Genomic DNA, 12,514 nt, shown 5'->3' with positions numbered 1-12,514 from the left:
CCAATCTTTCCCAAACAAACCGCCTTGCGGCGGCCGATATAGTCTCCTCATTCCCTAGCATTGAAGATTTGATACCACGCCTTGTGAAGGCCGAGGCCCGATTAACCCCACTAAACCCTTTTCAGTTCTCCGCCCTCAGCGAGACCAGCTTGGGTAAGTGTAAGGTTTATTATTTAGCAGTCTCTAACATAGGTTGTCTTTTCATGATTTTCAGAAAAATTCCATGCCGAGCTGGGCGGCAATCTGGCTGAAGACGCAGGCATGGACCGCTTAGCCAATCGCCAGCAGGCAATCGAACGTCGACCGCTAGTGCCTGCGGCGATTGCAGGGCTAGAGGAGAATGCCTGAAAGGGCGCAGCGCCGATATGGTATGGCCCAATGCTTTAGCTCGAGAACGCTCGGTCTACCGGGACTAGGTGGGCGCTTGCATATATTTCGGCAGTGCGCTGGTCCTCGCGACAGACCGTGTTGCGGTCGCGGCTGCCGTCGAGACATACGGGCCCTGCCAAGTATGCGGCGCACGACCAGTTGTCCGCAAACGTCCTCTCTCCTAACGGAAAACTTACTGATGGCCCATACGCTGCCGCTCGAACAGAGATACCCGTTACCTGAGATACTCTTTATCGAATCCGGCTGTTTCAACCAGCTTCTTGCGATTGATCACCTCTACATGGCCTGACTTGAAAGAGACGAGATCGGCCTTGCGAAGTTCCATTAATGTTCGGTTGACGTGAACGGTGGTCATTCCAAGAATGTCGGCAAGTTCATTTTGGGTGAGGGGACATTCATATCTTCCATGGGCCGACAGCCCAACCATGGAGAGCCTCTCCTCCAACTCGAGCAGGAAATGGGCCGTGCGCCTCATCGCGTTCCGCCGCCCGGTGTTCATAAGATGTTCGGCAAGGATGGCGTTCAGGCGGGCCAGGGAATAGGCGATCTTCTTGCCGAGGCGGCCGTCCGACGAGATCGCCTCTACCAGTTCCTTACTGGAAATTTCATAAACAGCTAGTTCGGTTATGGCCGCCAGTGACGCTAGACGGGGTCCGTCCGCAACACGAAAACCGACAATGTCCCCGCTAACAGGAGTGTCGATGATCTGCCGTTCTCCGTCCGGTAATCCATGGTAAAGGATGGCCCAACCCGATTTTACGATGAATATCTCACTGTTGTCGTCATCCTGGCGGCATATCACCGAATGGGGTTTGTAGATTTTTGCGGTAACACCGAGAAAATCGTCGTTCCCCCACTCGTTCTTCGACAATGTCTCCCCTATGGGATGAGAGCTTAAGAACTGCAATAATGTCTGCATGGAGTATCACGAGGTTGCTTCTATTTTCCATCACCTTCAATATAATCTCCATTATCCCCCAGATAATTTCGACAGAACGACCTCTCACCCTAAAGGCGGGCTGGCCCATTGTCCTCGTCTGTTTGAATGAGGTAAACTGCGTTTAGCTAGGAGTGCTGCAAGGGCGGTCAGCCTCCGAGTATCCACCATAAGGAGGAGTGCCTGCCGCGTGCTGCAATTGCGGGATCTTAGGCTACGCCCTTTGGCTCGCTTGTCCGGAATACCCACCTGCCGAAAGATGAGCCGTCGGGCAGCGTCCTTCGTGCGCACACCAGGGCCAAACCAAGCGGGAGGGCCGATCAACAATGCAGGTCTCTTTACCGGGCTTGCTGGTGTGCGCGGCTATTTTGGTCGTTGCCTACTATTCCAGGGGAATGCTGATCATAGGCCTGATAGCTTCCCAGGCGTTCGGCGCGACGGCCCTCATGACCCTGACCTTTTTAGGTGGATCATCTCCACTGATCTACACCATGTTTGCGGCCCTGCTCGTCATGGCGGTTACTGCAAGACGTCGCATCTGGTTCGACCTTGGCAGCGTATTCGGAAGCATCGGCCCTGTTTGGATTCTCACGAGCCTCATAGCGTACGCAATCATCGGAGCATGGCTGTTTCCAAGATTCTTCGCAGGACAGACCGCCGTCTTCGTACAGTCGAAAACCCGCGGCGCGGTCGTCGAAGCTTCTCTCGCGCCGGTTTCGGGCAACGTTTCCCAGACGGGCTACTTCATTCTTGGCGGGCTCACCGCCATCGCGCTTTGTGCGCTGCTGCTGCACTCCAACAGGATCCATCAGGTCCGCCGCGGCTTCTTTCTGTGGTGCGGTCTGCACACAGGCATGGGGCTGGTCGATTTCATTGGCAAGAACGCTGGGGCGGGAGATTTGCTCTCCCCAATCAGAACCGCGAACTACGCCCTTATAACGGAGGCGGTCGAGGCAGGGTTCGTTCGGATCACGGGACCTTTTTCGGAGGCCTCTTCCTTCGCTGGCGTTTCCCTCGCCTGCCTGGCATTCTGCTACACGTACTGGAGAAAGACTAAATCACGCCTTGCCCAGTGGCTGGCAGGCGTCTTGCTCTTCCTGACCGTTCTGTCGACATCATCGACCGCCTACGCTGGTCTGATTCTCCTGTGCATTCCGGTCGCCTTCTCGACGTTGCTTTCGGTCCTCAGGGGGAAGGTTCAGCGCGAGGAGATACTGATAACCGCGCTCATGGCCACAGGCGTGGTGACCATAATGGGCATCAGCCTCTACAACGCCGAGGTCCTAGAACCCTTCGTCAAGCTAATAAACGCCACCATTATCAACAAGGCGGATTCTGCCTCGGGCGAGGAGCGCACCTACTGGAACATCAAGAGCCTGCAGTCCTTCCTGGACACCAGCGGCCTTGGCATCGGTTTCGGTAGTTCGAGGGCATCGAGCTGGCCGATCGCAGTTCTGTCCCAGCTTGGCGTCTTCGGATCGCTCATGATGGCCATCATGCTCGGTGTCGTGGTCAGCGGAATGGGCCGGCTACGGAAATGGGTGGACCCAGAGACCAACGCTGTCGTGACGAGTGTCAGGAACGCTTCCCTCGCCAGCATAGTTGCCGGGTCAGTGTCAGGTGGCAGCGCCGATCCAGGCATCCTCTTCTTCACCGCATTTGCCGTCGTTGCCGCCGCGAGGACGCGTGCTCGGCGCACCATGGCAGCAAAACGATCAAACTGGCTACTGATCAAGCATAGCAATCAACATGCTCGCGACGGTGATGGCGAAGCGATCTCGGCGGAGGCCCCCGGCCGAACTATAGCGACGATGGGCGCGGGAGAGCGCGCAGGCGCAGGCACAAAACCTTTTGCGATGAGCGGCTTCGCAGCAGGCAGTGGCGGCGTCATGCGGGACAGTAACCCGGGCGCCCCCCGGGACAAGCGTGCTACCAAAAAAGCAAAGCCGTCCCAGCGCCAACGGAAAGCTGCCTCGCGCACTGCCAAGGCAAGAATGCCGGAGTTCATCGCCCCTCAAATGTGCGAGACCCTATCCCGACCCCCTGGTGGGCGCGATTGGGTCCACGAGATTAAGCTCGACGGCTATCGAATCCAACTGCGTGTTCAAGCCGGCGCCGTCACGCTGAAGACGCGCAAAGGTCTGGATTGGACCTATAAGTTTGCGGCAATTGCAAAAGAGGCGTCAAGCCTTCCCGATGTCATCATCGATGGCGAGATCGTGGCGCATGGCGAAAACCAAGCGCCCGATTTTTCCGCCCTACAGGCCGCTTTGTCGCAGCGGAGAACCAACGACCTTATCTTCTTTGCCTTTGACATGTTGTTCGATGACGCTGGCGATTTACGGCAAATGCCGCTCTGCGCCCGGAAGGAGCGCCTGAAACAGATGCTAAGCAATGTTCATCATGGGGAGGGCAGTCAGCTCGTCCGTTATGTGGAACACTTCGCAAATAGCGGTCATGCGGCCCTGCGGGTTGCGGGCATCATCTCGAAGAAGATCGATGCGGTGTACGTGTCGGGCAGAAGCGATGGCTGGGCGAAATCAAAATGTCGGTCTGGCCATGAAGTGATTATCGGGGGGTGGTCATCCACCAACGGTAAGTTTCGGTCGTTGTTGGTTGGCCTCAATCGCGGTGACCATTTCGCCTACATTGGCCGGGTAGGAACGGGCTACAGTAAGACGAAGGTCAAGCAGCTTCTCCCACGTCTAAAGGCTGCGAAGGCTAAGACGTCGCCCTTCACCGGCAATGGAGCGCCAAAAGAAGATCCGGCCGTATTTTGGACCAGACCGCAACTTGTAGCAGAAATCGAAATGGCGGGCTGGACACGCGGTGGCAATGTTAGGCAGGCTGCATTCAAAGGTTTGCGCGACGACGAGTCAGCAAAAGACCTGGGAGCCGAACGCCCCGCCTACGCCGGAACATCGAGGCGCCGAACCCTTTAAAAAAGGCAAGTAGTCCCTATGATTGCAGGGCCTGAGGGTCCGTCATCCGATATGCAACGGTACGAGGGTTAAGCCGACTGGCCGGCACAGGGGCCTCATGCACTAGGAGAAGGGCCTCATGGAAGATACCTGATTTGTTGGTTTGGATATTCACAAACAGCGGATGTCGATTGCGGTGGCGGAGAGTGGACGCTCCGGATCTCATGAGATCCGGGTTCCGATGAACGGCTTTTCCGTGGTTCTGTTTGGGCGCTCCAAGTTGAGAGCGTACTCATTGCCCTCTATATTAAGTCCGCTATCAACACTTTGGCCTGCCTCAATCCGACGCCGGGAGTCCCCTGCGCGTTGAGGGAAGCGGCTATTCAATTGCGAAGTATCGGGCGGCCGCAGTTGGACCGCGCGGGGAAGGGATGATCCAGGAGCTCTTGCCTTCTGTTATCAGACCGGCTTCCTAGTTTGGCGGGGCGCCACCTTTGGGCTCGGCCAGCATTACGAGTCGGGCAGACATCGTTTGATGCTGTAAGTCACCGGGTTCGCCAACGCATCCGAGTAGCTGCGAAGAATCCGGCTGGGCTGACCACCACTTGCCCTTTGTCTTGGTTGCAAAGCAGCCAATTGGGCATCTATTCCTTGGCGATCATGTACAAAACGATCTCGCTGATGAAAGTGGTAGGCGGAAAAACAGGTTGCGAAACGCTAACCACCTGCGGTCGCATTAGTATGGCTTGGTCGTGGAACGCAAAGGCTGACCCGATTTCGTCCCGCGATGCGGATGCGACAATTAGAGATCAAGCAAAACGTCGCCATGTGGGCGGCTGCAGCACGCCAGGATGTAGCCTGCCGATTTGTCCTCCAAGGTCAGCCCGCCTAGAGGTCATCCATGGCGACTTCGCCGGACAGCTTGGCGATCCGGCTCTTCCGGTTCCGGTCAGGACTGACAATCCGGGCATGACCTACAGCTGGTGGTAATGCTGCTGACGTGCTGGTCGAGGAACATCTGGATCAATCTTTTTGCGTGCGCTGCGGAACAACTCTCCATTTCAAGGATTGAGGCGAACATGAGAAGGGACAACTCATCATCATGTTCGACGACAACGACGACCGTGCCCGCCGTACTGAGCGGGACACATCCGCAGCCCGTTACCTGGCCACAGAGACCGGCATCTCGGAGAACCAGGCGCGAGACCTCATCAATATGATCGGGTACGATCGCCCGTCGTTGCTGCGCGAGGCTCGCATAATGAAGAAGGTGCCTTAAGAGTCGCTCGCCGCCCTCTGTACATGGCCGGGATACAGGACGAGGAAGAACTTGTTTCGGCCTCCAAGCTACCAATGGGACGATAAGCGGCGGCCCCGCCACGGTGTATCGGACCGGAGCCCACCGCGAAGGGTGCGGCGGGCTTTTTCTTCGTTTGCGGGCGCGCGTTCCTCAATCCTAGAACACGTTGATCAACCGCAGAAAATAGCCACCGCAGCCGCGATCATCTTTCAAATTGCGGATCTTATGCGCGGCTGCACGTGATCAGGGCGTCGGCAGACAGTGCGATCGGGCGCAAGAGATCGAGCGGCTCTGGGCCGGACGTTCCATGTGCCAGGTCTATCAGACCCATTTCCATTCAAGGCGCAAGTGAGATGGTTGTGCAGATCTGCGATTTAGTAGATCTCCTTCACGGCCACCACAATGAGAACAGCCACGATTGTTCCAAGGTGGCCCAATGCCAACGACCCGACTCTGATCTCTCTGCCCAAAGTGAAATACTTTCCAAAGAAATCTCGGACCGAATTCTACAAGTCTTTCCATCTCAGAGTACGTCCTGCCGCTTTTGACAACTCCTTCCCCTTGCATATCTCGACACTCGGTCTTTCTTCGTGGTTCGGGTCATTCAGATCGGAGAAACAACAAGTGCCGGCAACCAAGATTTTGTGGGGACAGGTCCTCACCGCCTTTCTGATCGTCGTCGCGACAACATGGGGAGCAACACAGTGGACGGCATGGCGGCTCGGCTTTCAAAGCCAACTCGGTCCGCCGTGGTTCGAATTGGCTGGACACCCCATTTATCCCCCGCCAGCCTTTTTCTGGTGGTGGTTTTTCTACGACGCCTACGCGCCGAAGGTCTTCCTGGAGGGCGCGGCGATTGCGGCGAGCGGAAGCCTCATGGCTATCGTCGCAGCGATCGGGATGTCGCTGTGGCGGGGGCGCGAGGCAAAGGACACCACGACTTACGGCTCGGCGCGCTGGGCGACGCGAGACGAAATCAAGGCCGCTGGGATGATCGGTCAGGATGGGGTGATCCTGGGTATGTTGGGCCGACACTATCTGCGCCACGACGGTCCCGAACACGTGATGTGTGTTGCGCCGACGCGAAGCGGCAAGGGTGTTGGCTTGGTCGTGCCGTCACTACTGACCTGGCCGGGTTCGGCAATCGTCCACGACATCAAAGGCGAAAACTGGGAACTGACGGCCGGATGGCGGGCCCGTTTCGGCCAGGTGCTTCTGTTCGATCCGACCAATGCTGGATCAGCAGCCTACAATCCTCTGCTGGAGGTGCGACGGGGCGAGTGGGAAGTTCGAGATGTGCAGAACGTGGCGGATGTCCTGGTCGACCCAGAAGGCACATTGGAACGCCGCAACCACTGGGAGAAGACCAGCCATGCGTTGCTGGTCGGCGCTATACTGCACGTGCTCTATGCGGAGAAAGACAAGACCCTTGCCGGCGTGGCGAACTTCCTTTCCGATCCAGAGCGGCCAATCGAGGCAACGTTGCGCGCCATGATGCTGACGCGGCATTTGGGTGATGCAGGCCCGCATCCCGTCGTGGCGTCGGCTGCTCGGGAACTGCTTAATAAGTCCGAGAACGAGCGTTCCGGCGTGCTCTCGACGGCCATGAGTTTTCTGGGCCTCTACCGCGATCCAGTTGTGGCCAAGGTGACGTCATGCTGTGATTGGCGGATCGCAGACCTTGTCGAGGAGGCACGGCCGACGACGCTTTATCTGGTCGTGCCGCCATCGGACATCAGTCGCACAAAGCCGCTGATCCGACTCGTGCTTAACCAGATCGGCCGCAGGCTCGCCGAAGATCTTCACGCGAAGGATCACCGGCAGCGTCTTTTGATGCTGCTGGACGAGTTTCCCGCGCTCGGCAGGCTCGATTTCTTCGAAAGCGCGCTGGCCTTCATGGCCGGGTATGGCATCAAGTCGTTCCTGATTGCACAATCGCTCAATCAGATCGAGAGGGCCTACGGACCGAACAATTCCATCCTCGACAATTGTCATGTGCGGGTGAGCTTCGCCACGAATGACGAGAGGACGGCCAAGCGCGTCTCAGACTCTCTGGGGACCGCGACCGAGTTGCGCGCCATGAAGAACTATGCGGGGCACAGATTGTCGCCCTGGCTCGGGCATCTGATGGTGTCGCGGCAGGAAACGGCGCGTGCACTGATGACGCCGGGCGAGATCATGCAGCTGCCGCCGACCGAGGCGATCATTATGATCTCGGGCCAGTTCCCAGTCCGTGCGAAGAAGGCACGCTACTTTGCCGACCCGCGTCTTGCCGAGCGCGTGTTGCCGCCACCAAGGACCGGAGGGACAACGCAGAACGCTCGCCCTGACGACTGGACCGACACGACACTTCTTGCTGGGCCGGAAGGCAAATCTCGCAAGCTGAGGCTTGCCAGGGATCAGCAGGACGAGGATCCGGCCAATGGCGGCATTCGCCGCCAGCCCGAGCTTCCCGAACACGAAGACATCGCGCCGGAACGAACGCCACGCTGCGACGATGAGTTCGACCTCGACAGGGACGAGCCCGATGATGACGCCGTTCGTCGCCGCAGTGTCGATCAAGCCATGAGACGCGCAGCTCGTCAGGCCGCCCTTGACCCCAATGATGGCATTGAGCTTTGAGCGCATGAAGAACGCCAAGAAAAGACGTCTGTCTGCCTATCTCGACCCTGACATAATGAGGGCACTGGCGGATTACGCTGGGCGGCGCGAGGTCTCGCTGTCACTGGTCGCCGAGGCTGCGCTCGCGTCGTTCCTGTCGCCGGACGCCGAAGAACGAAAGCAAGCGGCGATCACTCGCCGCCTCGACCAGATCGATCGACGCGTGCAGCGGGTCGAGCGTGACGTCGGAATTGCTATTGAGACGCTAGCATTGTTCGTCCGGTTTTGGCTCAACTCGACTCCAGCCTTGCCGGAATCGGCGCAAGCGGAGGCGCGCGCCAAGGGCTTGCAGCGCTACGACAATTTCGTCGATGCGCTCGGTCGCCGGCTCAGCAAAGGACCAAGGCTCAGGCAGGAAATAGCCGACGATGTCCCGCCAGTGCCGCCAGCGAGCCGATAAGGCGCGTGACGCCAGATTGAAGCGTCTCTCGGGACCGTGATCTTGCCGACGGGTTGGTATCTGCTCGCGCACCGTTCCTAAACGTGCCCACAAAGTTCGGGTGGTGAGCGAGCGGACGTCGTACGTCTGCTTTGCTCCATTCCAGACAACATTAGTCTAATCAGATCAAAACGACTATCGAATCGATTGCGCAAACGTTTCGATGGCACTATGGTTATCGTATCCGCCAGGACAGAGCGGGTTTAAAGCGCAACATCAGGGAGGAGCGCTTGCGTGCAGCACTCCGTTTGAGCCGCAATGGCAACGATGGTTGAGGTAGCCCGTCGTGCCGGGGTGTCGGTCTCAACGGTGTCACATGTGATCAACCGCACGCGCTTTGTCTCGCCTGCGAAATCGAGAGCCATTAACGAAGCGATTGCTTTGCTTGGATATCAGCCCAATGGGCTGGCGCGTTCCCTCAAGGTCGCTTCAACCAACAGCGTCGGCTTGGCGATTTCGGCGATCTCGAACCCGTATTTCACTGACATCATCTGTGCCGTGGAAGCGGAATGCGCGCGTCTTGGCCTCATGGTTTTCCTTTCCGACACGCAGGACGATCCTGATCGGGAGCTTGCGGTCGTTCGCGCCTTCCATCAACGACGTGTTGACGGCGTTATTTTGGCGCCCTCGGGTGCCCCAGAGCGAGCCACCAATTACCTTGCCGAGAAAATGGTTCCCTGCGTTCTGATCGACCGGTTTGCCGACGAACGATTTGACCAGATCGGCGTTGAGAACCAATCTGCGATGCGCGCTCTTATCGACCACGTCGCATCCTTCGGCCATCAGCGGATTGGGTTCATTGCAGGGCAGCCGGGCCTTGCTACGACTCGCGAACGTATCGATGCGTTCAAGTCAGCTTTGATGGCTAACGGACTTGCCTACGTGTCGGAATATCTGCAGCCAGGGAACGTCGACACGGCGAGCGCTACGGCGTCGACCCGCGCGATGTTGTCGTTGCCTTCGCCGCCTACGGCCTTGGTCACCGGCAACAATATGGCGACGATCGGAGCGGTCCGAGCGGTTCGCGAAAAAGGTCTCGAAATACCTCGGGATCTTTCACTTGTCGGCTTTGACGACTTCGAATGGGCCGATTGTTTTGAGCCGCAACTGACCCTTATTGCGCAGCCTTGCGCCGAAATCGGGCGGCAGGCCGCATCGCTGCTTAGCGCCCGAATTGCATCAACGGATACAGAGCCCCGCTCGGTGCGGCTTCAGGCGACGCTGCATGCCCGTCAATCCTGCGGGAGGCCGGCATGAGCGCGCCGCTTCTATCGGTGACTGGGGCCGTGAAACGCTTCGGCGGCGTTCAGGCACTACGCGGTGTCGATTTTGATCTCAAGCCAGGCGAGATCCACGCCCTGCTGGGCGAGAACGGCGCCGGCAAATCGACATTGATGAATCTGCTGTCGGGAGTTTACGCACCCGACGAAGGTACAATCCAGATTGACGGCAAGCCGGTGCGATTCAACAACCCGCGCGAGGCGCAGACGGCCGGAATTGCGACCATTTTTCAGGAGCTTGATCTCGTTCCAACGCTCGATGTGGCGTCAAACCTCTTCCTTGGCCGCGAATTGATGCGCTCGGGCGGACTGCTCGATGTGGCGGGGATGCGCCGCGAAGCTCGCAAGCGTCTGGAAGCTATCGAACTGGCTATCGATCCCGCCGGGCTAGTCGGCGACCTCTCGATAGGGCAACGCCAGGTCGTTGCCATCGTCAAAGCGTTGTCCTATGCGACGCGGGTCTTGATCATGGACGAGCCGACGGCGGCCCTAACGGTGGGCGAGGTCGAGAGGCTGTTCGACATCATGCGCAAGCTCGCCGCCAGTGGCGTCGGCATCGTCTATATCTCCCACCGTCTGGAGGAAGTGCCGCAGATCGCGGACCGGGTGACGGTGATGCGGGACGGACGTGTAGCCGGCATCACCGATCCGCACACACCGCAGGCCGAACTGGTGCGGCTGCTCGTCGGGCGCCCACTGGACGAACTCTATCCCCAGCGCACCACGGCCGTCGGCCGGGCTCTGCTCAGCCTGCGCAATGCCAGCTTCCGGCTAGCGCGCGAAAGCGCCGGCTGGCAGGCCCCGACAGGGCTTTCACTCGAGGTGCATGAAGGCGAGATCGTCGGGCTGGCCGGCATCATGGGGGCAGGGCGCACCGAGCTCCTGAGCGCGCTTTACGGCACCGGCCTTTCCGGCCAATGGGAGGGCGGCGTGGTCATTTCCGGCCGTCCGATCAAGCTTGATTCGATCAGAGCCGCGCGCCTTGCCGGCATCGCCTTCGTCACCGACGACCGCCGTGGCAGTGGCCTAATGCTGAGGATGGCCGTTGGCCTCAACCTCGTCATGTCGGTGATCCGGCGAATATCGCCGGGCGGACTGATGTCACCGGGCCGCCAGGCCGAGGCGGTGAAACAATCGTTCGGCCAGTTCGACATTCGGCCGAAGAATCCCGACATCGCGGTCGGCGCGCTGTCCGGCGGCAACCAGCAGAAGGTGGTGCTGGCCAAGGAGATACTTGGCAATCCCCGGCTCTTGCTGCTCGACGAGCCGACGCGCGGCGTCGATGTCGGCGCCAAGGGCGAGATCTATCAGCGGCTGCGGCAGTTGGCTGCACAAGGCCTGGGCATCCTAGTTGCCTCCAGCGAAATGCCGGAGCTGATTGGCCTGTGCGACCGCATCGTGGTGCTGCGCCAGGGGCGCAATGTAGCGGAATTCACCAGTGGCGTTGACGAGCACACCGTGATGGCAGCGGCAAATGGCAGGGAGGCGTGATGTCCGAACAGAAGATTTCGGTTGCGAGCGGTCCGGTGCTAGCCGCACCGGCCGCAAAGCATCGCGATCCACTCGCGCTGATCGTGCGCTTCCAAAGCTTGATCGGCCTGGTGCTGGTGGCGATCGGCGGCGTCATCTTCTCGCCCAGGCGCCATGGCGAGATACTGTTCCTTGCGCCCGACAACATGGCCAACATCGTGCGCGCCGTGTCGGAGACCGGCATTATCGCCATCGGCATGACCTTCGTCATTATCACCGCCGGCATCGACCTTTCGGTGGGGGCAGTGCTTGGTCTCTCCAGCGTCGTCACCGCGACGATGATGATCTCCGGCGGCTTCGGGCTTATCCCGACCATTCTCGCGGTGCTGGTAATGGGCACCGTCTTCGGCGTGATCCAGGGCACCATTTCCAGCCGCTTTCGGCTTGAGCCGTTCATCGTCACGCTCGCCGGCCTGCAGGCGGCGCGGGGTCTCGCGCTGGTCGTTTCCGGCAACCAGTACATTAATATTTCCTATGGCGAGGGGCCCGGCCTGGCGCCACCTGTCTTCGCGGTACTGGGCGAGCGCCTGTTCAACAACACAGTGCCGGTGGCGACCATCGTCTTCATCGTCTTCGCCGCTATTGCTACCCTGGTACTGAATACCACGCGCTTCGGCCGCTATGTCTTTGCCGTCGGCGGCAACGAGCGAGCGGCGCGCATTTCGGGCGTTCCTGTCTCTATGGTCAAGATCTCGGTCTATGCCATTACCGGATTTGCCGCCGCCCTTGCCGGCGTCGTGCACGCGGGTCAGTTCAACTTCGGCAGCGCCAATGACGGTATGGGCTATGAGCTCACGGCCATCGCGGCCGTGGTCATCGGCGGCACCAGCCTGTTCGGCGGCGCCGGCTCGATGGTCGGCACCGTTGCCGGCACCATCATGCTCGGCGCGCTCGCCAACATCCTTCAGCTCAACAACATTACCCCCGCCATGCAGCTGCTCGCGACCGCCGCGATCATCGTTGTGGCGGCAGTGCTTCAATCCCTCGTTCGCCGCCGCGAGGGTTTGGGACGATAGGAGGCCGGCGGCAGCATTTGGAAGACCATGAAACCAAGGT

At 59.2% G+C, this 12,514-nt stretch carries 8 protein-coding genes; 7 read left to right on the top strand and 1 reads right to left on the bottom strand.

All coding sequences use genetic code 11. The features are described from left to right. Nucleotides 1-604: 604 nt before the first annotated feature. Nucleotides 605-1,261 carry a Crp/Fnr family transcriptional regulator gene (locus NKI08_RS20940; protein WP_352771876.1) on the bottom strand — a complete coding sequence of 219 codons (657 nt, stop codon included), beginning with the start codon at nt 1,259-1,261 and terminating at the stop codon, nt 605-607. A 392-nt stretch (nt 1,262-1,653) separates the two neighbouring features. On the opposite strand from NKI08_RS20940, the gene ligD reads away from it, so the two are divergent. The 7 genes from ligD (at nt 1,654) to NKI08_RS20905 (ending at nt 12,474) form a co-directional block, all read left to right on the top strand. Next, the gene (gene ligD, locus NKI08_RS20935) at nt 1,654-4,269 is read left to right on the top strand and encodes a non-homologous end-joining DNA ligase (protein ID WP_352771874.1); all 2,616 of its coding nucleotides are present in this window, start codon (nt 1,654-1,656) and stop codon (nt 4,267-4,269) included. 1,081 nt (nt 4,270-5,350) lie between these two features. Then, complete coding sequence (locus tag NKI08_RS20930) at nt 5,351-5,527, top strand: hypothetical protein (RefSeq protein ID WP_352771872.1); 177 nt, start codon at nt 5,351-5,353, stop codon at nt 5,525-5,527. A gap of 645 nt (nt 5,528-6,172) precedes the next feature. Further along, nucleotides 6,173-8,170, top strand: a complete 1,998-nt coding sequence (locus tag NKI08_RS20925) for a conjugal transfer protein TraG (RefSeq protein WP_352771981.1) — start codon at nt 6,173-6,175, stop codon at nt 8,168-8,170. After that, nucleotides 8,154-8,609 (top strand): CopG family transcriptional regulator, encoded by a 456-nt coding sequence (locus NKI08_RS20920; RefSeq protein WP_352470524.1) that lies wholly within the window; start codon nt 8,154-8,156, stop codon nt 8,607-8,609. Before NKI08_RS20925 ends, NKI08_RS20920 begins: the two co-directional genes overlap by 17 nt. A 297-nt stretch (nt 8,610-8,906) precedes the next feature. Further along, nucleotides 8,907-9,905, top strand: a complete 999-nt coding sequence (locus NKI08_RS20915) for a LacI family DNA-binding transcriptional regulator (RefSeq protein ID WP_352540063.1) — start codon at nt 8,907-8,909, stop codon at nt 9,903-9,905. Beyond that, the gene (locus tag NKI08_RS20910; protein WP_352771870.1) at nt 9,902-11,419 is read left to right on the top strand and encodes a sugar ABC transporter ATP-binding protein; all 1,518 of its coding nucleotides are present in this window, start codon (nt 9,902-9,904) and stop codon (nt 11,417-11,419) included. Before NKI08_RS20915 ends, NKI08_RS20910 begins: the two co-directional genes overlap by 4 nt. Beyond that, nucleotides 11,419-12,474, top strand: a complete 1,056-nt coding sequence (locus NKI08_RS20905) for an ABC transporter permease (protein WP_352502907.1) — start codon at nt 11,419-11,421, stop codon at nt 12,472-12,474. Before NKI08_RS20910 ends, NKI08_RS20905 begins: the two co-directional genes overlap by 1 nt. Nucleotides 12,475-12,514 lie beyond the last annotated feature (40 nt).

Origin of the sequence: Mesorhizobium sp. M0768, assembly GCF_040320195.1 — a bacterium.
In the GTDB taxonomy this organism is placed as follows: domain Bacteria; phylum Pseudomonadota; class Alphaproteobacteria; order Rhizobiales; family Rhizobiaceae; genus Mesorhizobium.
This window is presented reverse-complemented; position numbering and strand designations above follow the sequence as displayed.